Here is a 21,879-nt window from a genome sequence, read left to right as displayed (position 1 = left end):
TGCAGGATTTGGAGGATCGGGGCAAGTCCAGCCGTCAGATCGGGTTGGTTGGCATGTCATACAGGACCCTATCCCTATCCCTTTCCCTAACGCACTCTTTTACGATTTTTTGTCCTGGATTTAGCAATTACATCTTTTCTAATAACCGTTCTGCATCAACCGGTATGCGTCAAGGGAAAGGGGACGCCTTGGGGAGAACTTTGACAATAGCACGATTTAAGCAATACGATTATTCATTTTGGCTTGGTGTCAAAAGCAAAATCCAATTTCACCAAAGCGTCTCCTTCCTTGCAAGGCGCAGCCGCAGGAGGGAAGGAACAAGGAAGGGTCCCTGCTTGGGCGAGCTTGATGCATTTCCAAGTGAATGACTTCATCATTGGATGTTCCGTGTTGGATATTGGATATTCATTCCCGCGACCATCCGCCAGATCCGTTTCATCTGCGCCTGTCCCGTACAATTTTGTCGGGGTTCCATTCCTTTTCGTGTTTTCGAGCTTTCGTGGCAACTAAAAAATCCCAAAAAAGGAATCGAAAAAACGCACGTTTTGGTTTAGCATGTCTTAACTTTGTCTCAGACATTTAAAAAGTATCATTCTATCTATGGCTGAAAAAGCACAACTCCCTGAGTCATCCCGAATCTTAGAACAAATAAGTGCGAAGAAAGCGCTTGGCTTAATAATAGGATTGAGCGCAGGTGCCGTCCTTTTCTTGTTTTGGCTGATCTATTTTAAAGAAGGAGCCGAAGCACCGGTACCCTGGATTCAAAACTTATCTGCTGTTAATGCCGGGTTGAATTCTTTGAGTACCATCTTTTTGTTGCTCGCTTTTCGGGAAATTAAACGTAGGGACTTCCAAAAGCATATGCGGTTTAATTTAGCTGCTTTTGTCACCTCTTCATTATTCCTGGTGAGCTACGTGGTGTATCATCACTTTGTGGGAGACACTAAGTTTATGGGAGAGGGATTTATTCGGCCTGTCTATTTCTTCATCTTAATAACGCATATTGTGCTTTCCGTTTTTGTGGTTCCGCTGGTGCTTTCCAGCTTTTACTTTGCGCTGAGCGGTAAATTCAAAACCCACAAAAAAGTCTCCCGCTGGACGTTCCCTATCTGGCTCTACGTATCCGTAACCGGTGTGGCGGTATTTGGAATATTGAAAATCTGGGGGTGAGAACACCCAACATCAAGCAAGGAACAACGGACATTTAACTTTTAGTTTCTAAGTTGCTTATGACTGAAAAGTTCTATGATCAAATAGGCGTTAGAAAAAAGAGCGTTAAGAAGATGATGGAATGAAGCGTTAAGAAATAAACTGTTCCGCTGAAAATAATTGATGCAACCTTGAACAGTGATGGAGCTTCAGTTTATTTTAGCGAAATGAAGTCAACTTTAGTTCTTTTTTCATAGCCTTGATTTTTTGCTTCGTTTTGTATCAAGACAAAATGAAGAGGAGTGTAATAAGGCTGGTACTTTCCATGCATTTCAATTGATATGCATCCACCATTTAACATTTAAACATTCTACATTTAAAATTACACTCCCGATTCACCAAATCTTCAAAAACTTGCCTTATCATCATTCCACTAAAACTATGAGGCATGATGAATACCGAGTTAATCCGAAAATACAATGTTCCCGGCCCCCGATATACGAGCTATCCGACGGTTCCGTATTGGGGTGAAAAGGGGATTAGTATCGAAGACTGGGAATCAACATTAATTAGTGCTTTCCTGGAAAGTCAGGGTGAGGGCATTTCCTTATATATACACCTTCCATTTTGCGAGAGCTTGTGTACATTTTGTGGGTGCCATAAAAAAATTACCAAACGACATGAGGTCGAAGATCCGTATATAAAAACAGTACTGAAAGAATGGAAACTGTATACCGATTTCCTGCCTACAGTTCCAAAAATCAAAGAAATTCATTTAGGTGGAGGAACACCGACTTTTTTCAGTACAGAAAATTTGAAGTTGTTGATTGAGGGGATTTTGAGCCGGGCTGAATTGGCCGAACAATATGAGTTCAGTTTTGAAGGGCATCCCAATAATACTACCAAAGAACACTTGCTAACCTTGTATGATTTGGGATTTCGGCGGGTTTCATATGGCGTGCAGGATTACGATCCTAAAGTGCAATTTGCTATCAACCGTATTCAGCCGTTTGAAAATGTGAAACGCGTTCATGAGTGGTCGAAGAAAATTGGATACAATTCCGTGAACCATGACCTGGTGTTTGGGTTGCCGCATCAAAACTTAAAAGGCATTGAGCATACTATCAACAAAACTAACGAATTGAAGCCCGATCGCATCGCCTTTTACAGCTACGCCCATGTGCCGTGGATGAAAGGGAATGGTCAGCGAGGATTTGATGAAGCCGATCTCCCCAAAAACGACGAGAAACGTGCGTTGTATGAATTGGGTAAACAAATGTTTTATGATCAGGATTATGTAGAAATTGGGATGGATCATTTTGCCCTGAAGTCCGATTCGCTATACAAGGCCATGCAAAACGGTTCACTCCATAGAAATTTTATGGGCTACACAGCAGGAGCTACCAAAGTGATGATTGGTTTGGGGATGTCGGCCATCAGTGATAGCTGGTATAGTTTTGCACAGAACGAGAAAAGCCTGAAAGACTACGAAAAGCGTGTTGAAAGGATGGAGGTCCCAATTTTCAGAGGACATTTATTAAGTAATACGGACTTGATGATCAGGCAACATATATTGGATTTGATGTGTCGCTTTGAAACCGAATTTAGCGGCAGTGACAGCCATTTTATTCAAGTGAAAAGTCGCCTTACAGATCTGATCAGGGATGAGTTGGTAGAAATTTCAGGAAGAAAAATAAAAATTACAGAAGCAGGAATTCCCTTTGTCCGGAATGTTTGTATGGCTTTTGATGAGCGTTTACATCAAAATAAGCCACAAAAAAAATTATTCTCTCAGACGGTGTAAATCTACATGTTGTTAATGTTTGACAAAAGCGATGTCATTCCAAATAATATTTCTTAAATTCAGACCATAAACTCTTAAATAAGTTTTTCTACATGTTACTCTCAAAATCTTGCGTATATGGATTACGAGCTTCCTTGTATCTCGCTTCCAAAAGGGATAGCGACTATTACTCTTTGAAAGAAATGAGCGAAGAGCTTGATATCTCCTTTCATTTCCTAACCAAGATTTTACAGCAACTTACCGCCGATGGGTTAATGGAATCGTACAAAGGACCCAATGGGGGAGTAAGACTTTCGGAAAAGGGAAAGAAGTCGACGTTGCTTGATATGGTAATTGCCATTGACGGGCCCGGACTCTTTACGCAATGTGCGCTCGGTTTGCCCGGTTGTGGCTCACAAGAAGCTTGTCCGCTGCATGACAGCTGGATAGATACCCGGCAATCGATTGAGAATATGCTGAAGAGAACAACACTAAAAGAAATTGCTAAGGAAGGAAAGGAAAAACACTTTCGTTTGACAGCCGAAGGGCAATTTAGCTGGCAATAAATACTCTAAAAATTTTAATACTAATTAAGATAAAATACTCTTAAAACTAATAATCATTATGAACACACAAGAATTAACACAGAAACAGGTAGGTGACATTGTAGCCGAGGATTACCGAACAGCGCAAGTGCTAAGATCCTATGGATTAGACTTTTGTTGCGGTGGAGGGAGAACCCTTGAAAAAGCTTGTACCTCAAAAAAGATCAACATGAAAGAAGTGCTGGTTGACCTTGAAGCACTGAATAAAGCTAAAAATACCGGGGATAATTACAATGAATGGGCGCTGGATTTTCTGACAGACTATATTGTGAATAATCATCACAGTTATGTGCGCAAAATGCTGCCGGAGGTTAGCTTTTATGCAGAGAAAGTGGCTCGTGTTCATGGAGAAAGAGATCCTGAATTGTACGAGATACTACAGAGGGTTCGCATGTTAAGGGAAGAAATGATAGGCCATCTTAAAAAGGAGGAAGAAGAATTATTCCCACAGATTAAGGAAATGGTTCAGCTCAACAAAAAAGGTTCCGTTAAAGCAGCTGTAGTTGACGCATTAGAGGAAGAATACGACAAAGCGGGAGCCCTGATGGCTGAAATTGAGGAGCTGCCCAATGGATTCAATCCCCCATCCAATGCCTGCGCATCTTATCGCGTGTTGTTTCAGAACCTGGAAGGTTTTCAGGAAGACCTGCATAAGCACGTCCACCTCGAGAATAACATACTTTTTCCAAAAGCATTACAATTTGAAGAGCAGTTAAACTGAAAACTTAATTCATAAATCAGGCCGGTCTCTTGAATATCTATAGGAGCCGGCCTGTATTAGACAATTTTAGTCTCTTCATGTGTACTTCACAAAGGTGGGGTAGTTTAAATTGATTTACTGCGTTTCTGCCATTTCTAATTTCAAAATACTTTATGCAACATTCTTTACACACATTTTCTATTCCTGTTATGGGAACCGGGCATTCTATTGATTCGCCTATTCGGGTGGCTCCATTTGGTATTAATTCCGTCATTTCAATTGTGGATGATTTGCTGATTGAACGAATCAGAAAACATTATTCAAATGTGATGGATCTGCCTTATGAAAACATTTCAAGAAATGCTGAGGATGGCAGGTCTCGAAGGATAACAGCCTACCTGGATTTAGTACAGGATATCGTTCAAAGCAAGTTTGAAGCAATTAGAAATCAACCTTTCTTTGAGCAAAATGATAAGTCCAAATACTTTGAGATGCTTCCCGATCAAACGGAGCTGAAAAAATTATATCGAAGATTACTCAGCTTAAGTGATTCAAAGGAAGGGAAAAGCATAGCATCAAATTTGAACAACTCAATGAAAATGGGTTCCATTGATGTCAATATTATGGCAAAGGTAGATGGCTTTAGCTACACCAACAGCGGACAACCAATGACCTCAGAATTCAGTGACGGATCTGCGGCTCTTCGGGGATATGCCAAGAGTAAACTGTCATCAAGTTTAATTCTTTCAGCCGGTTTTAATCCAAGGTTATATAATTACCTGGCTGAGTTCGGGGATTTCTACCGGGATGTAGCCGGCAACATCAAAAAGAAGATCATCCTTAAAGTCAGTGATTTTCGTTCTGCATTAATTCAGGGGAAGTACCTGGCCAAAAAGGGATTGGAGGTTTTTGAGTATCGGATTGAATCGGGATTGAATTGCGGAGGCCATGCTTTTGCATCGGATGGATATTTATTGCCGGCGCTGCTAAAAGAATTCAAAGAGAAACGGGAAATGTTAAGTACTTCCATTCAGCCTCTTATAGAAAAGTATTATGAAGAGAGCCGAGAGGGAGGTTTTAAGTCAGATTGGATCTTTAGTTCACCCCGTATAACAGTACAAGGCGGTATTGGAACGAATGGCGAGGCCCGGCGCTTGCTCAATGATTTTGATATGGATGCTACCGGCTGGGGAAGTCCATTTTTGATGGTACCGGAAGCCACAACGGTAGATGAGCCAACCATGAAACTTCTGCAAAATGCAACAGAAGAAGATTTGTATCTCAGTGGGGTATCTCCTTTGGGAGTGCCTTTCAACAACGTTCGAAATACCGGATCAGAAAAATGGCATAAAGAACGAATTGAAAAAGATAAACCGGGCTCCCCATGTCCAAAAGGCTTTTTGGAGTCAAATACAGAGTTTACCGAAAATCCGATTTGTACAGCATCAAGTCAGTATCAGTTGTTGAAAATCAGTCAGATTAAGGAAAACGAAAGCTCAAAAGAACTTCAGGAAAACAAAATTGCCAAAGTCTTAGATAAAGCTTGTTTGTGTGATCATCTTGGGAATGGAGCCTTGATAAGTTTAGGGATTCTGAAGGAGCACCGAGCACCTCAGGCTATCTGTCCGGGCCCCAACATTGCTTGGTTCAATCGCCAATATTCTTTGCAGGAAATGACCGATCATATTTATGGGCGAGGTACATCGTTGGTGCCGAAAGAGCGCCCTCACATGTTCGCTAAAGAATTGGTGATGTATGTGGATTACTTTGAAACTATGATTGAGCAGTGTGAAGACTTTGACGCTGAATTCAAACAATTCAAGAAATTCAAAAACAACCTGGAAAAAGGCATCGAATTATGTCTTGAAATCGCAAATACTGAGGCCTACCCGGATGAAAACCTGACTTCCATAATAGAAACGGTAGAAGTACAGTCAAAAAGATTAGCCAAGATTTTTGAAAATATTGAAAATAAAATGGCAGTAACCTGCTAAATCTTCATTTAAACTTTAAGATCAAAAAGTAGCTTTAGAGAGCTTTTTCAATTTTAATCCGGTTTTTACATGAAAGCATTGATAAAAGACTCTAAAATTTGGCAGTGGGCTATGTTCAGCTTTGTCCTGGCAGGATTGACCGGGTTTTTGTACCGTTTGGGTTTTGTGGTTCACTTACCTTTTGAGATCAATTTAGAAAATGTACGTCATGCTCATTCGCATCTTATGTTTTTTGGATGGGCCTCTTTACTTCCCTTGTATTTTATAAAAATGCATATCGTCCCGGGATATCATGCTTCCATTGGCACCAAGTTAATGAGAACCGGATTATGGTCAGTGGTATTTTTTGGCTTGTTATCCTTCCCTTTTTTCATGATTTGGGGGTATCAGTCGGTTCCCGTCGGCAGTGCATATCTTCCTTTTTCGGTGATATTCTCGGGGATGGTGATGATTGGGTGGTACATTTTTATGGCAGGCTATTGTTATACCCGGTATCGAAAATCAAATTTTACATCAAATATTTGGTTTGAAGGTGCTCTGGTGATGTTATTTGTGAGTTCTTTAGGAGCCTGGGGAGTAGGCGCCGTAGAAATGATGGATATCGGCGGACCGCTTTTTGGTAAAGCATTAACGCATTTCTTCTTGGCTACTTTCGTAGAAGGTTGGGTGGTATTAGTTTTGCTCGGATTAATAGCCAAAGCATTGGAGCTGGAGGAAGAAGATTTCCTTGTCTCCCCGCTTGTATTAGTAGGGTTAATAGCCATTGGCTCGCCTCTCACGTTTCCCTATGGAATTACAGAATCTATGGTGAGTTTGAATTTATCAGTAGCAGCACGCATGGGCGGAGTGTTAGTGGCTGAAGGAGTTTTATTATTCTTGTTATCTGCAATCAAAACCCGAAAGCGAAAACTTGGAATCTGGATTTGGCCATTATTATTTCTGGGGATGAAGGCTATCATGCAGTTGATAGCAGCAGTTTCTCCGGCCGGATTGTGGCTATCGGAGCATGGAATTAGAATCTTTTACCTCCATGTTCTACTGTTGGGGGCCTTTTCAACCGGCGTCATCGTGTACCTCATGGAAGGCCTTAAAATCACAAAAGGATATTTTTATGGAATTCTTATATCAGTGGGTGCCGTAATATTCACGCTAACCATGCTGACCAGTTTTTGGCCGGCAGCTATAACAGGCGTATGGATTTATACTGCCTTGACGATAGCCGCTATTTTTCCCGTTTTAGCGATATCAATATTTTGGGGTAAAATGAATAAACTGGTAAAAAAGCCGTAAAAGAACCATGCCCTTAATCTCAAGACTGTTTATAAAATCAGGATTAATTTTCTTTTTGGTCGCTTTAGGGTTGGGGGTTTTATCTCAAATTGAAAGCCTTTCCTTTGCAGGAATAGTGCCTTTATTTTGGCATTCATTAATGGTGGGATGGATTAGCCAAATTATCATGGGTGTATCCATGTGGATGTTTCCCGGACGGATCAAAGAGGAGAGCTTTAAAAACCAAAAATGGGGTTGGATCACTTTTCTATTCTTAAACACCGGATTATGGCTCCGAATTATAGCAGAGCCGTTTGTGAATATCTTTGATATACCTATCTGGAAACTTTTGCTGGTATTGTCTGCCTCATTCCAGTTGATTGCTATTCTTGCCTATATCATTGAAATATGGCCGCGGGTACAATCAAAATCCCAGCGAAGGAAAAAAAGAAAAGCCCGGAGTTAACATGCCACTCATCTCTCGATTGATGATAAAGTTATCGCTTGCTTATCTGCTTGCAGGAGTAATACTTGGGGCCTTAATGCTGATCAATAAAGCTTGGCTGATTTCACCTTTATTGTGGTTTGTACTTCCCATTCACATAGAGTTTCTAATTTTTTGGGTGGATCATTCAGTTCACACTGGGTGTAGCTTACTGGATATTACCTCGTTTTCTTGAAAGCAAAGGAAGAGGAAATCAGTATGTAGCCTGGGGAATGCTAATATTTTTGAATATTGGAATTCTCTGTGTAGCAATATCAAACTACGGTATAGAGGAATTTGGATTGGTGGGCAGGGTATTTCAAACCGTATCCGTGATGCTCTTCATCAGCTTACATTGGAGTAGAATGGTTACCTACAACCGGGGTTAAATTCATATCAAAAATTCGGTTCTTGATTTTCGCTTTGGAATGATTAAATTGGTGTAGTTAACACCGTTAACCAAATTTATGAAATGAGCGAAGAACTTCCTTTGAGAGATCAAATTTTAGATATCAGTAGACAGCTTCTGTATGAAGATGGATACCGGGCTCTTTCAATGCGAAAAATTGCCAAAAAAGCAGATGTAAGTGCCACAAGCATCTATTTGTATTTCGAGAATAAAGATCATCTGTTGCATACGTTGATCGAAGAGTCGGTGGAGGACTTGAGCCTGTTCATTGAGTCAAAGGCGCTGCCCATCTCGGATACTATAGAGCGTTTTAAAGCTATTATTGAGAGTTATGTAGAATTTGGCCTCAATAATCCGGAAAAGTATGAGATTATATATCAAGTTCGCCCGGATGCTATGGCAAGATATCCGAAGGAAAAATTTAGAAAAGCCCGAAGATGTTATGAGCTTTTGGTTAAGACGATTGAAGAAGGTGTCAGCAAAGAACTGATGGAAGTTGAAAAGCCGGTAGTAGCGGCTTACTCAATTTGGGCCCAGCTACATGGTATGGTCTCGGTGGTTTTGAACAAGCGACTCGACAGCCGAATCAATAAACAGGAATTTATAAACGAGTCGATAGAACATGTGATCCAGGGATTCTTGGTTCGTACAACAGTATCATAAAGAGGAAATATTATGGAAGCATTAATGGATGTATTTGGATTTTTCAGTGAAGTGCCCCTTTGGGCTTCAATTAGCTCAGCTGTGTTGTTGCTTTTAATTTTGGGCTATACCGGCGCCCCGCTATGGCTTTGGGCGGTCGCAGGATATGCAGGTTTGGTTGGCTTAAATGCCCCGGTTTGGCTCTTTATCACGTACACGGTGTTAGTAGTGGTATTTAATATTAAGGCCATTCGAAGAATCGTTTTAAGTGGCCCAATTATGAAGTTACTGGATGCTATTAACTTCCTCCCAAAAATTTCTGAGACCGAACAAACAGCAATTGAGGCAGGAAATGTGTGGGTAGAAGGGGAACTGTTTTCAGGTAAACCCAATTTGAAGCGAATTTTAGATGAACCGTATCCGGAACTGACTGACGAAGAGCAAGCCTACCTGGATGGTCCTGTGGAAAAATTATGTGAGATGGTCACAGACTGGGATGTTATGGTACGTAAAGGATTTACGGATGAAGTGTGGGAGTTCATGCGGGAAAAGAAGTTTTTTGGTTTGATTGTTCCCAAGAAATATGGTGGACTTGAATTTTCTGCGACCGCTCACAGTGCCATTGTGGCAAAATTAGCATCAAGATGTGGACCGTTGGCTACTACCGTTATGGTTCCCAATTCATTGGGGCCTGCTGAATTGTTGCTTCATTATGGAACCGAGGAACAGAAAGATCATTATTTGCCAAAACTTGCAAGCGGAGAAGAAATACCTTGCTTCGGGTTAACCGAACCAAATGCAGGATCTGATGCCGGGAGTATGCGCTCAGAAGGAGTGGTATTTAAAGGAGAAGATGGCGAGTTGTATCTCCGCATGAATTTCGAAAAACGATACATTACCTTAGCGGCAATCTCAACCGTGATTGGATTGGCTTTCAACTTGAAGGATCCCGATCACTTGATAGGAGATGAAGAAAATAGAGGCATTACCTGTGCGCTTATTCCTTCAGATACGCAAGGCGTAAAACTTGGCAGGCGTCACGATCCGCTCGGAATTCCATTCTATAACTGCCCGATTGATGGAAAAGATGTTGTCATTCCCCTTGATGCAATCATCGGAGGAAAAGAAGGGGCCGGAAATGGCTGGAGAATGTTGATGGAGTCGTTGGCTGTAGGTCGTGGAATCTCACTTCCCGCCCAAAGCGTAGGCGGTTCCAAAGTGGCAACGCGAGCAATTGGTGCTTATGCGGCAATCCGTAAACAATTTGGGTTGAATATTGGGAAATTTGAGGGCATAGAAGAGCCCATGGCAAGAATTGGGGGATATACCTATCTGATGGAAGGCGCCCGCAGATTTACAACCGGTGGTTTAGACAGTGGACAAAAACCGGCTGTTGTAACTGCTATAGCCAAATATAATTTCACAGAACTTGGTCGAGAGATCGTGAATGATGCAATGGATATCGTAGGAGGGGCAGGTATCTCACGAGGCCCGCGAAATATCTTTGCCAGCAGCTATACAGCAATGCCGATCGCAATTACGGTAGAAGGGGCAAATATTTTAACCCGTACACTTATGATATTTGGCCAGGGAGCCATCCGCTGTCATCCATATGCATACAACGAAATTGACGCCCTGATGAATAAGGATGTGAAGAAATTTGATGATAACTTCTGGAGCCATATTGGTCACGTTGCTACCAACAAAGTCCGAGCACTTGTTCTAAGTGTGACTCGTGGTAAAATTGCCGGTTCTCCGGTTAGCGGACCTGCTTCAAAATATTTCAAAAAGCTGGCTTGGGCCTCAGCATCATTTGCGTTCTTCTCCGATATCGCACTTGGTTCTTACGGTGGAGCCCTGAAGATGAAAGAGAAAATAGCCGGGCGATATGCTGATATTTTAAGTTATATGTACCTGGCATCCGGTACCCTGCGGCGATTTGAGGCAGAAGGAAGAAGAGAAGCCGATCGACCTTATTTTGAATGGGCCATGGAATACAGTTTTTGGAAAATTCAGCAGGCTTTTGAAGGTATTCTCAGGGAGATTAAAGTCCCGGGGTTATCATGGGCATTTCGTCTAATCGGGGTATGGGGAAGGTTGAACCCAATTGGTACGTATCCATCGGATAAATTGGGACATAAAGTAGCACAAGCCATGCAGGAAAGAGGAGAAGACCGGGATCATATCACGGATGGAATTTTCATTCCTGAAGAAAGAGAATCAGCTATTGGAAGATATGAGTACACGATGAAGCTCAATGAGGAAGCTTGGCCGGCTTTCAAGAAGTTATACAAAGCTATTAAAGCCAAAGAGCTGCCTAAAGAACCCTATTTAGAAATTGCTGATTTGGCAGTTGAAAAAGGAGTACTCAGCAAAGAAGAAGGTGAGTTAGTCAAGAAAACCGAAAAAGCACGAAATGATGCTATTCAGGTGGATGAATTTACCTTGGAAGAGTACATGAATGAAACACCAACCCGCCCTGCAGGTGATGGTAAAATATTGAATACATTAGAAGAAACTATGTAGAAACTCAATATTTAGTAAGATTTTTAGTGGTTAGTTGGAAAAGAGGATTGTGGGCAGCCATAATCCTCTTTTTTTGTGATGTCGGTTTGCCTAAAACCTGGGTTCGATTAAAAAACCTATTGCTAAAGTATTGGAGTTAATCCTTTAAGCAACCTCGCAGGTTCTACATTAGTGCTTATTCCATTGATAACCCCACTTTTTATAACCGAACTCAGGCCTAAATAAAATTAAATTTTAACGTTTCAATTTAAAGATCTAAAGTATATTATTTTTTCAAGGAAGTTTATCAATAGTAGGACATTGAAATGAATTCACCGGTTGTAAAATTTATAGCGAAAGCATTCCTGGTTTTTATAGTTTGGTACTTGGTATATGAGCTTTGGCTACTGCCCGATGGCAGTTTAGACCACTGGCTGTCATTGAATATTATTGGCACCAGTGCCGGTATTTTAGAAGTTTTTGGGTTTGATGTATTTACGGTGAACAGGATCATCGGGTTGGGGGAATATCCGGGAATCGAGATTGTTGACGGTTGCAACGGAATAGCAGCAATGGGGTTGTTTTTAGGATTTATTTTAGCCTATCCCGGGAATTGGAAAAACAGAATCAGTTTCAGTGTTCTTGGACTTTGCGTAATCTATTTAACAAATATACTGAGGATTATAACTCTGACGATAACCCAGGTGTATTGGCCATCCATTTTTGACTTTACCCACGACTATTCTACCACCACAATTTTTTATTTAGTGATCTTTTTGCTGTGGATGCTCTGGGTTAATTACAACGACCTAAGTGCTTTTGAGTCCAACAAGAAAGCCTTAGCATGATGAAGAAAATTATTTTCATCGTGCTGTACATAGCCCTCCACTTTTTAATTATGCGGGATATAAGAACAAGAGTTTTTTCTATGCAAACGCAGTCTTTGGCTGAAGGAAAGATTGAACAAGTAGAAAATACCACCATCTCAAAATTAGGTACTCGTTTAATTTATTTTGAGTATGACACGCCGGATTTCGAAAAAACCTGAACCTACAAACTACCATTTGGGTTTTTCTTTTTCCTCGGAATTATAGGATTGATACTAACCGGAGATAATAAAAATTATTATTTTACTCTTATAGGTATTCATTTACTTGTTACTTTAACAGCGGTACTTGTATTCACTCATTTGGTTTATAAAAGTGTGTGGATGTTGGCAGTCTGTGACTTACTTTCCAGGTATATTATCCCGCTGAGTTCCATAGGTATTATTCCCCTTTCACTGTTAGAAAATAGGCGAAATAAAATTCATGAAGAAAAAACTTGAATCCCATCAGTCGGTCTTACAGGAAATTGTAAATGACTACATATCAGGTGATTTATTTGATCTGGATTTATCCTCTATTCTAAATGAAATTGAGATTACGGGGAATATCTGGGTTTTGGGAGCAGGAAAGGCTTCCATAGAAATGGCACAGCAGGTGGAAGATTTTTTTGAGGATGAGATCAAGGATGGAATTATTATTTCACCTATAGAATCTGAGCGCTTGAAACGTATACAGGTTTTCACAGGAACCCATCCATATCCCTATGAAGATTCAGAATCTGCATCTTATGAATTGTGTCAGGTTGCTAAAAATATTCCCAAAGAAGATACCGTAATCTTTTGTCTTTCAGGGGGCGCTTCGTCCTTGTTTTGTATCCCCGCCTCAAATATTGAACTGAATGAGATGAGAAAAGTTTATAAGCTGCTATTAAATTCAGGGGCTTCCATCCATGAAACAAATACAGTGAGGAAGCATATTTCGGAAACAGGGGGCGGAAAATTTGGTGCACTTCTCTCAAATCATAACTTGACATCTATTATTCTTTCCGATGTGCCGGGGGATGATCCTGAGGTTATTGGCAGCGGCCCCTCGGTTCCTGATTCATCAACTTTTAAAGATGCTTTCCAGGTACTCATAAAATATTCTCTGTGGGATAAAGTGCCTCACTCGGTGCGTATTCATCTTAGTAAAGGGATGCACGGAGATATCCCGGAAAATCCCAATCCGGAAAATGCTAATTGGAGTAATCATAGCGTAAAGGTTATTTCAGGTGCCTCTATCCTCGCAGATAATATTGGGAGGTTTTTATCAGAGAAAGGATATAACACATCGATTGCTAAAAGTGCATATAACTCGGATTTAAACAAGTTATCTAAAGAAATATGCAGCGAGGCTATATCGGTGCTGAGTGATAAATCAGATATTAAAAAACCAGCGGCTTTTATTCATTTTGGGGAAAGTACGGTACAAGTAGATGGAGATGGAAAGGGGGGACGAAACCAAGAGTTTACACTTAACGCAGCCATTTCAATTGAGGGGCAACATCCTATTACTATAATGAGTTTGGCCACTGACGGAATTGACGGGCCGACCGATGCAGCAGGTGCCATTGTAAATTCTGAAACCACATTAAAAGCCCGAAAGAAAAAGCTCAGCCCTGAAGATTATCTGCAAAATAATGACTCTTATCATTTTCACCAGGAAATGGGAACTATACTCAAGACGGGTTTAACCGGGAATAACCTAATGGATGTGCAAGTCACATTAGTGGGATAGAAAAGTTTTTGGAATGGCTTTTAAAAATTATTTGAAGGAATGAATAGACTATTATTCTTCGAAAAGCTCTTTGCTAAATAACTTTTAGGTTAAAAATCTATATTCCATAATTAAATAGAATTTTAATCTATAAAAAGGTTAAATGCCAATTTAATAGTCTGAGTAAGTAGAAAATAACAGTTGATTTTATTAGATTAATATAGTTACGAATTAATCCGACAAAAGATGTCTTCTGTAAAACTCGACAATACCGATAAAAAGATCATTCAGATACTGCAAGATGAAGGCAGAATAGCCAATAATGAACTTGCAAAGCGGATAGGACTTACCACTACGCCCACTCTGGAGCGTGTTCGCAGACTTGAAAGAGAAGGAATTATCGAAGGGTATTCAGCACGAATTAACAAAGAGTCGGTGGATAGAGGGTTTACAGCTTTTGTGGCAGTTACGCTGAAAGTCCACCAACTTAATTTATTGGAAGAATTTACATCAGCTATTCAGGAGATCCCCGAGATTTTGGCTTGTTATCATACCACTGGCGAGGGTGATTTTCTCCTTCATGTGGTAGCTAAAGACACCAAAGATTATGAGCAATTGATGCGCAATAAGCTTACCACACTTCCTGATGTAGAGCGACTACACACCAGCATTGTGTTGAATACGATCAAAGAACAATCCCCAATCCCTGTAAATCATGAAGACCAAGACTAAACCTACATTTGAATCGGCAGCTATTCACGGTGGAAAAAGAAATAAGGATCAATATGGGTCACATACCACACCTATATATCAAACCTCAACTTTTGTATTTGATGATGTAGCTTCGGGAGCAAAAGCATTTCAGCATGAAGAAGGTGCGGCAAGTCATGTCTATTCAAGAGTGGGAAATCCTACAGTAGAAGAATTGGAACGAGTACTTTGTGCTCTTGAGACGTACCATTTGGAAAATCGAGAAGGATACACCGGGATGGCTTTTGGAAGCGGAATGGCTGCTATAACAACGGGTATTATCAGTATAGCCACCGGTGGTCACATTATTGCACAAAATGATTTATATGGATGTACCTCACAGTTTTTGAAAGAAGAGGCTCCGGGAATGAATATGTCGGTTTCATTTGTGGATACTTCTGATGTGAATAAGGTGGAAATGGAGCTAAAGAAAAATCCTGAAACCAAGCTTATTTACCTTGAAAGTATTGCAAACCCCACGTTAAAGATTTCAGATATTAAAGCGATTGCACAGCTGGCAGAATCGTATGGAGCCATGTTGATGGTGGATAATACATTTGCCACTCCGTATCATATCCAACCGCTGGAATTAGGCGCAGATGTGGTTGTTCATTCTACGACAAAATATTTGGGGGGTCACGGAACACTTATCGGTGGAGCTATGGTGGCTAAAAGAGAAGTATTTGAAGAGGCTGAAACTTTTCTGTATCGCAAGAACCTTGGCGGAATTGCCGGTCCAATGGATGCTTGGCTAACAACAAATGGTATTAAAACTTTGCCGCTGCGAATGAAACAGCACAATGAAAATGCGATGCAAGTAGCTCAATGGCTGGAAGATCATCCCAAGGTAAATCATGTTTTTTATCCGGGTTTGGAATCACATCCACAGCATAAATTAGCTTCATCAATGATGAGAAATGGTTTCGGAGGTATGATTTCATTTGAATTGAAAGACGGATTTGAAGCCGGTGTATCACTTATGAATAATGTTGAACTATGCACCCTGGCGGTAAGTCTTGGAACCGTGGACACCCTTATTCAACACCCCGCTTCCATGACACACTCTATTGTGGATGAAGAAATAAAGAAAGCAGCTGGAATAACGGAAGGTTTGGTTCGGCTCTCAGTTGGCCTCGAAGGCGTAGAAGATATCATTTCCGACCTCGAACAAGCCATGGGTAATTTTTAATGCAATAATGCTAAATGTTAAATTAATAGCCTCATTTAACATTTAGCATTCAATAATTTAGAATTGAATCTACCACCCGCCTCCGGCGCCACCGCCTCCTGAACCAAAACCGCCCCCTCCTGAAAAGCCGCCGAATCCACCACCGCCTCCACCGAATGAACTTCCTCTGTTTCCGCCACCAAAGCCACCGCCATAAAAGATGATGCCACTGGAGCCAAGAGAGTGTCTGCGACCGCCTTTACCACCTTTGCCACGTGTTAGAAGAATGAAAATGATGATAACAAAAATGATGAGTACGTCTATGGGAAAGCCATCTCCGGTAGATTGTCTCCGGCTTTCCGGGAAACCTTCGAACTCTCCGGCTGCCAAATCAATCAAAACGTTTGTTGCCTGATCCAGTCCGCCATAAAAATCACCGGCTCGGAAACTTGGAACCAGGATATCAGTATATACGCGGTTAGCCATAGCATCAGGAATAGCGCCTTCAAGCCCATATCCAACTTCAATCTGCATACGTCGGTCTTGTTCAGAAACTAAGATTAAGACCCCGTTGTAGCGCTCTCCCTCCCACATTCGCCACTTACTAAAGAGGGTAGTAGCTATTTCTTCCTCAGAATAACCCTGCAAACTCTCGAAAGTGGCTATTGCAATTACATTCGTTGTTGTATCACGATAGTTCCGTAGTTTTTGCTCAAGTTGTTGCTCTTCTGATGAGGTGAGCATATCTGCATAATCGTTGACCATGCCACCGGGACGCTCAGGTAGAAAATCCTGAGCCTGTATTGAGATGGATAACCCGAGAAACAGTAGAATGCTTAATAACTTATTCATTAGATGCCCCCTCAGTATTATTGTAACTAATCTCATCGGAAAGCTCATTTACTTCTCCCTTTTGCTCGAATGGAAAGTTCTCTTTCAGCTTTTGCCCAATTTGAAGAACTACTTCCGAAAGCCCGGTTTCGTAATCAGATGCTTTAAAGTATTTGATGAGCAGTTCGAGTTCTTCTTCCCAGAATTCTTGTCCTACTTTTCCATGAATACCTTCATCTCCCCAAATTGCAACTTTATGATCTTTCCAGGCTACATAAACGATGATTCCATTTCGCAATTCAGTTTCATGCATTTTCAGTTCAGCAAAAACTTCTTTGGCCCGGTCTAAGGGGTCTTCTGCCTTACATTTCTTTTCGATGTGAACTCGGATTTCACCTGAAGTTGCTTCCTCAGCCTGACGAATAGCTTCAATGATATGTTTTTCTTGTTTCTGTGTAAGAAATTTTGCCATGGGTGTGGGCTAATGACGGCAGACGAAAGACCGATAAAGTGTCGTCATCGGTCTTTCGTAGTTAGTCGTTTAAATTTAGTTTCCGAAATCAACTTCGGGGGCTTGTTCGGCACCCTGTTCTGCTTGGAAATATTCTTTCTGTTCAAAGCCTAACATGGATGCGAACATGCTTTTGGGGAACTGACGAATTTCAGTATTGAAAGATTGAGCAGCTTCATTAAATCGCATTCGCTCGGTTGAAATTCTGTTCTCCGTTCCTTCGAGTTGTGCCTGAAGATCCTGGAAATTTTGGTTGGCCTGAAGTTCAGGATAGCGTTCAACGGTAACCAATAAACGAGATAAAGCTCCGCTTAGTTGTCCCTGTACTTCCTGAAACTGCTGAAATGCTTGTGGATTATTGAGGTCATTGGCATCGATGTTGACAGAGGTTGCTTGGCTACGAGCTTCAATCACATCCTGGAGGGTTTCAGATTCGAAGTCTGCAGCGCCCTGAACGGTATTCACCAAATTTGGAATAAGATCAGCTCTTCGCTGATATTGATTTTCAACTTGTGCCCAGGCACTGTTTACTTGTTCTTCGGCCGTTACTAAACTGTTGTTGACACTTATTCCATAAAAAACGAGGAGTGCAAGCACTCCAATAAAAATCCAAATCTTTGCTTTCATGAGTATTAAATTTGTGGTTTATTTATCGCCCTCATACGGGCAGTAATTTCTTTAGGTTCAAACTATCCAACAATAATCAAAAACCATTCCATTGTCACAGCTGAATCCCAAATTCATTTATTTTGACTTAGATGACACACTCCTTGATCACAAAAAGGCAGAGCAGGCCGGACTCCGGGATGTTTACGCACATTTCGACATGTTTGATGGTATAGCCGAGGAGCAATTGCTTACAACCTATCACAAAATTAATAGGGGACTGTGGGAGGAATATGGCCGTGGTGAAATTGACCGCCACGAACTACACCGCCGCCGGTTTCAGGAAACGTTCAGAGAAATCGGGGTTGATGAAGGTGTACACGAGCATGCAGGGAAGGTGTACATGAAATACTATCGCAACCATTGGGAGTGGATTGATGGTGCTAAGGAATCGTATTTGAAGATTGCAGAGCAGTATAAAGTTGGAATTATTACCAATGGATTTGCAGAAACTCAATGGCTTAAAATTGACCGGTTTAACTTGAAAGAGACTACCGGCCATTTTGTCATTTCAGAAGAGGTTGGTGAAATGAAACCGCATCCCAAAGTATTTGATCGTGCTACAGATTTGGCTGGCGTAAAGCGAGAAGATATTTTATATGTGGGTGATAGCTTTACCTCCGATGTCGTCGGAGGTTCAAAAGCCAATTGGCAGGTAGCTTGGTACACCAAAAATCCCATTGAGCAAGGATATAAATTAGCGCATCTTATTTTTGATGATTTTAGTGAATTATTAAAAGCACTTAAAATAAAATAGAAGAATAGAGGTGGGGCTTTTCTGTAAATTGTGCAATCAGATAAAGATATTTTTTTCATCAATATAAGTAAGAGAGTCTTGTTGCCATTCAAGGGTTAGCTTCCACCGACCTTCTTCAAAATCCCCAACAGGTATGGACTGTCGCCCATTTTCATCCAGGTTAAGTTTATAGTTTCGGTCCATATCAGAATTATTGGGGCGATAGAATCTTACGGTACCGTTTAAAGAGTCAGATAGTAATTCCCGGGGGAATGTTATGTTTATGGATACCGTCGGTTCATTAAATAGGATAAGTACCGGAGTATCAAGTTCTTTTGCATTTTGAATGCCATCAATAGTCTCTTGATACTCAACGCCATCTTCATAGTGGTTTTCAGAAACTAAATAAAATTCCAGGCTAATGAGATAGCTAACCGTGCTCAATGTTGCGAGAACAAAAACCACGATAGCTAAAGTGATTCCGGTTCCCCAATTTAATTTTTCTTTAATACTCATAGTATATTGATCGAGGTTTTGAAAAAATATATTTCTAATTAATAATATTTAAACTGCCAACTGTTCACTGCTCACTGTTCGACGGACCTAAAAATCCTGATGTTACCGTTTCAAGTTTTTCGTCTCCGGAGTAAATCCCGAAGGTAAGTTCTGTTTGTGAGCCTGTAAGTTTATCTTCAGAAAGCTGAACCATAAATCTCCCTTCTGTTGAGTTTTGAGCTCCAACACTTTCCACCTGACCTAAAGAAACAATTTCACCCTCAGGTTGTTCTAATCGAATTTCAAGAGGGATTTCTTCAAATGTTTTATTAAGAACCTTAATGTTGTAAATATTACTGTATCTCTCACCGGGCAGTTCTTGGTATAGGGTTCCGGGTTCACGCAATATGGTTGTTTCAGTATCAGGCCGCAGGGTCAACAGAGTGATGAACGTAGTAAGAAGGATTAACAAAATTCCGGAATATCCTGCTACGCGAGGGGTCAGTACTTTTTGTTTTCCTTCTCGTATTGCGTTTTCAGATGAATAACGAATTAAGCCTCTTGGTTTGTCAATTTTGTCCATAACGGAATCGCAGGCATCTATACAGGCCGTACAATGTACGCATTCAAGTTGTGTTCCATTACGGATGTCAATTCCCATAGGGCACACCTTCACACATTGATAGCAATCGATACAATCCCCAAATTCTTCATTTTGGCTGAAGCCCAAATCCTCTAAAGTAGCTTTTCGGTTTTCAAGCTGGTAACGATCCTTTACACTCGCCCGGGTTTCTCCGCGAACATAATCGTACATCACGTTTATAGAGTTATTGTCAAGCATGACGGACTGCATCCTGCCGTACGGACAAACAAAGTGGCAAACCTGCTCGCGCATAAATGCAAAAACACCATAGAAAACACCACTGAATATAATCATGGACGAAAGTCCGGCTATGTGTTCAGAGGGAGGATCAGTAATGATTTCAAACAGCTGATCTTTGCCTATGATATAGGCTAAGAACATATTTGAAATGAGAAAGGCTATCCCAAAGAAAACCGCGTGTTTACTTACTTTCTTGCGAATTTTATCGAAATTCCAATCTTGTTTATTTAGTCGAATTTGAGCGGCTGCATCCCCTTCAATCCAGTATTCGATGCGCCTGAATACCATTTCCATGAAAATAGTTTGGGGACAGGCCCATCCACACCAAAGCCTGCCAAATACTACCGTAAAAAGAACCACAAAAAGGATGAAGGTGAGCATTCCAAACAACAACAAGTGAAGATCCTGAGGCCAAAAGGCAACGCCGAAGATCACAAACTTTCGCTCAATAATATTTAGCAGTAGAAGCGGATTACCGTTTATAGTTATAAACGGACCGCTGAAAAAGAAAGCCAACAGAAGTACCGCAACGATATTGCGAGCTTTATAATGGCGCCCGCTTGGTTTTTTGGGATAGATCCAGTTTCGCTTCCCTTCCTCATTTACCGTGGCAAGGTGGTCACGAAAGTTTTGTTTATCTATTCGTCTTTCTTCTTCTAAACTGGCCATGATCTAAGTTAACCTCATATTCTCTCGATTTATCGAATGTTATTACCAAATGATACCAACCATTTTTGATGATTATGTGAATTTTAGTGATGAAGTGTTGAGTGATGAGTTATAAAGTGATGAAGTAAGTCTAAAATACTCTAACACTGGTTCAAGCGTCCGCTTGGACCAAAGTTTAAACTACATCCTTTTTATTAAAACCTCATAAGCGCTCACTATCGCTACTATCGTAAAAGCCCACTTCATCACTCATCACTCTATACTACAAGGCTCAGCACGATCTACCGGTGCTTTAGCGTTGGCAGGTTCTGTTCCCTGAATGGAAGCTATATAGCTTATCAAACTTTGAACGTCTTCATCAGGTAATCGTGAGCCGCTGCCATAGGCTATCATTCCTCGGTCCGGGTATCCTTCGATGATACTGCTCGCCACATCTTCAGGAGAACAACCGTGAATCCAAAGCTCATCGGTAAGGTTTGGCCCTACCATGCCTTCCCCATTTTGCCCGTGGCAGGTATAGCATAAGTTTCCTGTACTCATGTAAATTTCGCGGCCTTCTTCAATTCGTTCCTGGTCATCAAGAAATGCCCATGTAAAATCAGAAGGCTCAGGTGCACCACCTTCACCGCCTTCAGTTTCAAGGCCATATTGCTCGGCAGCAGCTGCCATTTCCTGTTCGTACAGTTCTTCTTGTGTAGGACCACCCAACATGTAATAGTAAGCCAAATAGCCAATACCCCACGCAATGGTAAAATAAAACAGCCACAGCCACCAAACCGGCATGTGGTTATCTAATTCCTTAATACCATCGTATTCGTGATCCATCAGCAGATCTTTTTCGTCGTCAAATACTTTCATTGTTCTGATTGTTTGAAATTTATGTTGTCGTCATCTTCAAGCGGAAGTCGTTCGGCATCTTTCCAGTAATCTTTACCCTTTACAATCAGGTAAATGATCAATCCCACAAAAAATCCAAAAAACAGGATGAGTGAGATGCTGGGATAAATGCCGATGTCTTCCATTGCGCGTAATACGTATTTGTACATGA

23 protein-coding genes are annotated in these 21,879 nt (G+C 41.0%); 16 read left to right on the top strand and 7 right to left on the bottom strand.

Annotated features, from left to right (window positions below):
* The first annotated feature begins 600 nt into the window (after window positions 1-600).
* From RI561_RS02825 to RI561_RS02755, 15 genes are all read left to right on the top strand, one after another.
* Window positions 601-1,170 carry a DUF420 domain-containing protein gene (locus tag RI561_RS02825; protein ID WP_395078706.1) on the top strand — a complete coding sequence of 190 codons (570 nt, stop codon included), beginning with the start codon at window positions 601-603 and terminating at the stop codon, window positions 1,168-1,170.
* A gap of 430 nt (window positions 1,171-1,600) precedes the next feature.
* Entirely contained in the window at window positions 1,601-2,953 is a 1,353-nt protein-coding gene (hemN, locus tag RI561_RS02820) for an oxygen-independent coproporphyrinogen III oxidase (protein WP_395078771.1), read from the top strand.
* 92 nt (window positions 2,954-3,045) lie between these two features.
* The gene (locus RI561_RS02815; RefSeq protein ID WP_395078705.1) at window positions 3,046-3,498 is read left to right on the top strand and encodes an RrF2 family transcriptional regulator; all 453 of its coding nucleotides are present in this window, start codon (window positions 3,046-3,048) and stop codon (window positions 3,496-3,498) included.
* Window positions 3,499-3,556: 58 nt separating this feature from the next.
* Window positions 3,557-4,258, top strand: coding sequence for an iron-sulfur cluster repair di-iron protein (ric, locus tag RI561_RS02810; protein WP_395078704.1), 702 nt, complete (start codon window positions 3,557-3,559; stop codon window positions 4,256-4,258).
* 152 nt (window positions 4,259-4,410) lie between these two features.
* Complete coding sequence (locus RI561_RS02805; RefSeq protein ID WP_395078703.1) at window positions 4,411-6,231, top strand: hypothetical protein; 1,821 nt, start codon at window positions 4,411-4,413, stop codon at window positions 6,229-6,231.
* Between the two features lie 69 nt (window positions 6,232-6,300).
* Window positions 6,301-7,521, top strand: a complete 1,221-nt coding sequence (locus RI561_RS02800; protein ID WP_395078702.1) for a hypothetical protein — start codon at window positions 6,301-6,303, stop codon at window positions 7,519-7,521.
* 7 nt (window positions 7,522-7,528) lie between these two features.
* Window positions 7,529-7,966 (top strand): hypothetical protein, encoded by a 438-nt coding sequence (locus RI561_RS02795; protein ID WP_395078701.1) that lies wholly within the window; start codon window positions 7,529-7,531, stop codon window positions 7,964-7,966.
* Between the two features lie 490 nt (window positions 7,967-8,456).
* The gene (locus RI561_RS02790; protein ID WP_395078700.1) at window positions 8,457-9,056 is read left to right on the top strand and encodes a TetR/AcrR family transcriptional regulator; all 600 of its coding nucleotides are present in this window, start codon (window positions 8,457-8,459) and stop codon (window positions 9,054-9,056) included.
* 12 nt (window positions 9,057-9,068) lie between these two features.
* Complete coding sequence (locus tag RI561_RS02785) at window positions 9,069-11,561, top strand: acyl-CoA dehydrogenase (RefSeq protein WP_395078699.1); 2,493 nt, start codon at window positions 9,069-9,071, stop codon at window positions 11,559-11,561.
* 305 nt (window positions 11,562-11,866) lie between these two features.
* Complete coding sequence (xrtX, locus tag RI561_RS02780; RefSeq protein ID WP_395078698.1) at window positions 11,867-12,388, top strand: exosortase X; 522 nt, start codon at window positions 11,867-11,869, stop codon at window positions 12,386-12,388.
* Entirely contained in the window at window positions 12,385-12,588 is a 204-nt protein-coding gene (locus RI561_RS02775; RefSeq protein ID WP_395078697.1) for a hypothetical protein, read from the top strand. The genes xrtX and RI561_RS02775 overlap by 4 nt, the downstream gene beginning before the upstream one ends.
* A gap of 48 nt (window positions 12,589-12,636) precedes the next feature.
* Window positions 12,637-12,867 (top strand): LPXTG cell wall anchor domain-containing protein, encoded by a 231-nt coding sequence (locus RI561_RS02770; protein WP_395078696.1) that lies wholly within the window; start codon window positions 12,637-12,639, stop codon window positions 12,865-12,867.
* Window positions 12,851-14,143 (top strand): glycerate kinase, encoded by a 1,293-nt coding sequence (locus RI561_RS02765; protein ID WP_395078695.1) that lies wholly within the window; start codon window positions 12,851-12,853, stop codon window positions 14,141-14,143. The genes RI561_RS02770 and RI561_RS02765 overlap by 17 nt, the downstream gene beginning before the upstream one ends.
* A gap of 225 nt (window positions 14,144-14,368) precedes the next feature.
* Window positions 14,369-14,854: an Lrp/AsnC family transcriptional regulator gene (locus RI561_RS02760; RefSeq protein WP_395078694.1), complete on the top strand. Its 486-nt coding sequence runs from the start codon at window positions 14,369-14,371 to the stop codon at window positions 14,852-14,854.
* Complete coding sequence (locus RI561_RS02755; RefSeq protein WP_395078693.1) at window positions 14,838-16,061, top strand: trans-sulfuration enzyme family protein; 1,224 nt, start codon at window positions 14,838-14,840, stop codon at window positions 16,059-16,061. Before RI561_RS02760 ends, RI561_RS02755 begins: the two co-directional genes overlap by 17 nt.
* 69 nt (window positions 16,062-16,130) lie before the next feature.
* Here the strand turns inward: RI561_RS02755 and RI561_RS02750 are convergent, their stop codons facing one another.
* The 3 genes from RI561_RS02750 to RI561_RS02740 form a co-directional block, all read right to left on the bottom strand.
* On the bottom strand, window positions 16,131-16,892 hold the full coding sequence (locus tag RI561_RS02750; protein WP_395078692.1) for a TPM domain-containing protein: 762 nt from the start codon (window positions 16,890-16,892) through the stop codon (window positions 16,131-16,133).
* Window positions 16,885-17,343 (bottom strand): TPM domain-containing protein, encoded by a 459-nt coding sequence (locus RI561_RS02745; RefSeq protein ID WP_395078691.1) that lies wholly within the window; start codon window positions 17,341-17,343, stop codon window positions 16,885-16,887. Before RI561_RS02745 ends, RI561_RS02750 begins: the two co-directional genes overlap by 8 nt.
* 75 nt (window positions 17,344-17,418) lie before the next feature.
* Window positions 17,419-18,009 (bottom strand): LemA family protein, encoded by a 591-nt coding sequence (locus RI561_RS02740; protein ID WP_395078690.1) that lies wholly within the window; start codon window positions 18,007-18,009, stop codon window positions 17,419-17,421.
* A gap of 91 nt (window positions 18,010-18,100) precedes the next feature.
* On the opposite strand from RI561_RS02740, the gene RI561_RS02735 reads away from it, so the two are divergent.
* Window positions 18,101-18,805 (top strand): HAD family hydrolase, encoded by a 705-nt coding sequence (locus tag RI561_RS02735; RefSeq protein WP_395078689.1) that lies wholly within the window; start codon window positions 18,101-18,103, stop codon window positions 18,803-18,805.
* A 36-nt stretch (window positions 18,806-18,841) separates the two neighbouring features.
* Here the strand turns inward: RI561_RS02735 and RI561_RS02730 are convergent, their stop codons facing one another.
* The 4 genes from RI561_RS02730 to RI561_RS02715 all read right to left on the bottom strand — a co-directional run bounded on the left by RI561_RS02730 (window position 18,842) and on the right by RI561_RS02715 (window position 21,877).
* Window positions 18,842-19,300, bottom strand: coding sequence for a FixH family protein (locus RI561_RS02730; RefSeq protein WP_395078688.1), 459 nt, complete (start codon window positions 19,298-19,300; stop codon window positions 18,842-18,844).
* A gap of 64 nt (window positions 19,301-19,364) precedes the next feature.
* Window positions 19,365-20,831 (bottom strand): cytochrome c oxidase accessory protein CcoG, encoded by a 1,467-nt coding sequence (ccoG, locus tag RI561_RS02725; protein WP_395078687.1) that lies wholly within the window; start codon window positions 20,829-20,831, stop codon window positions 19,365-19,367.
* Between the two features lie 252 nt (window positions 20,832-21,083).
* Entirely contained in the window at window positions 21,084-21,689 is a 606-nt protein-coding gene (locus RI561_RS02720) for a cbb3-type cytochrome c oxidase N-terminal domain-containing protein (protein WP_395078686.1), read from the bottom strand.
* Window positions 21,686-21,877 (bottom strand): CcoQ/FixQ family Cbb3-type cytochrome c oxidase assembly chaperone, encoded by a 192-nt coding sequence (locus tag RI561_RS02715; RefSeq protein WP_395078685.1) that lies wholly within the window; start codon window positions 21,875-21,877, stop codon window positions 21,686-21,688. The genes RI561_RS02720 and RI561_RS02715 overlap by 4 nt, the downstream gene beginning before the upstream one ends.
* Window positions 21,878-21,879 lie beyond the last annotated feature (2 nt).

This window comes from Gracilimonas sp., from assembly GCF_031581265.1.
GTDB lineage: Bacteria > Bacteroidota > Rhodothermia > Balneolales > Balneolaceae > Gracilimonas.
Note: the sequence above shows the minus strand (reverse complement) of the source record. Positions and strands in the feature narration are given on the sequence as shown.

What these genes read in the sequence shown, in the direction of transcription:
- RI561_RS02825 (WP_395078706.1), top strand. Translation starts at nt 601, where the DNA reads ATGGCTGAAAAAGCACAACTCCCTGAGTCATCCCGAATCTTAGAACAA.
- hemN (WP_395078771.1), top strand. Translation starts at nt 1,601, where the DNA reads ATGAATACCGAGTTAATCCGAAAATACAATGTTCCCGGCCCCCGATAT.
- RI561_RS02815 (WP_395078705.1), top strand. Translation starts at nt 3,046, where the DNA reads ATGTTACTCTCAAAATCTTGCGTATATGGATTACGAGCTTCCTTGTAT.
- ric (WP_395078704.1), top strand. Translation starts at nt 3,557, where the DNA reads ATGAACACACAAGAATTAACACAGAAACAGGTAGGTGACATTGTAGCC.
- RI561_RS02805 (WP_395078703.1), top strand. Translation starts at nt 4,411, where the DNA reads ATGCAACATTCTTTACACACATTTTCTATTCCTGTTATGGGAACCGGG.
- RI561_RS02800 (WP_395078702.1), top strand. Translation starts at nt 6,301, where the DNA reads ATGAAAGCATTGATAAAAGACTCTAAAATTTGGCAGTGGGCTATGTTC.
- RI561_RS02795 (WP_395078701.1), top strand. Translation starts at nt 7,529, where the DNA reads ATGCCCTTAATCTCAAGACTGTTTATAAAATCAGGATTAATTTTCTTT.
- RI561_RS02790 (WP_395078700.1), top strand. Translation starts at nt 8,457, where the DNA reads ATGAGCGAAGAACTTCCTTTGAGAGATCAAATTTTAGATATCAGTAGA.
- RI561_RS02785 (WP_395078699.1), top strand. Translation starts at nt 9,069, where the DNA reads ATGGAAGCATTAATGGATGTATTTGGATTTTTCAGTGAAGTGCCCCTT.
- xrtX (WP_395078698.1), top strand. Translation starts at nt 11,867, where the DNA reads ATGAATTCACCGGTTGTAAAATTTATAGCGAAAGCATTCCTGGTTTTT.
- RI561_RS02775 (WP_395078697.1), top strand. Translation starts at nt 12,385, where the DNA reads ATGATGAAGAAAATTATTTTCATCGTGCTGTACATAGCCCTCCACTTT.
- RI561_RS02765 (WP_395078695.1), top strand. Translation starts at nt 12,851, where the DNA reads ATGAAGAAAAAACTTGAATCCCATCAGTCGGTCTTACAGGAAATTGTA.
- RI561_RS02760 (WP_395078694.1), top strand. Translation starts at nt 14,369, where the DNA reads ATGTCTTCTGTAAAACTCGACAATACCGATAAAAAGATCATTCAGATA.
- RI561_RS02755 (WP_395078693.1), top strand. Translation starts at nt 14,838, where the DNA reads ATGAAGACCAAGACTAAACCTACATTTGAATCGGCAGCTATTCACGGT.
- RI561_RS02750 (WP_395078692.1), bottom strand. Translation starts at nt 16,892, where the DNA reads ATGAATAAGTTATTAAGCATTCTACTGTTTCTCGGGTTATCCATCTCA.
- RI561_RS02745 (WP_395078691.1), bottom strand. Translation starts at nt 17,343, where the DNA reads ATGGCAAAATTTCTTACACAGAAACAAGAAAAACATATCATTGAAGCT.
- RI561_RS02740 (WP_395078690.1), bottom strand. Translation starts at nt 18,009, where the DNA reads ATGAAAGCAAAGATTTGGATTTTTATTGGAGTGCTTGCACTCCTCGTT.
- RI561_RS02730 (WP_395078688.1), bottom strand. Translation starts at nt 19,300, where the DNA reads ATGAGTATTAAAGAAAAATTAAATTGGGGAACCGGAATCACTTTAGCT.
- ccoG (WP_395078687.1), bottom strand. Translation starts at nt 20,831, where the DNA reads ATGGCCAGTTTAGAAGAAGAAAGACGAATAGATAAACAAAACTTTCGT.
- RI561_RS02720 (WP_395078686.1), bottom strand. Translation starts at nt 21,689, where the DNA reads ATGAAAGTATTTGACGACGAAAAAGATCTGCTGATGGATCACGAATAC.
- RI561_RS02715 (WP_395078685.1), bottom strand. Translation starts at nt 21,877, where the DNA reads ATGTACAAATACGTATTACGCGCAATGGAAGACATCGGCATTTATCCC.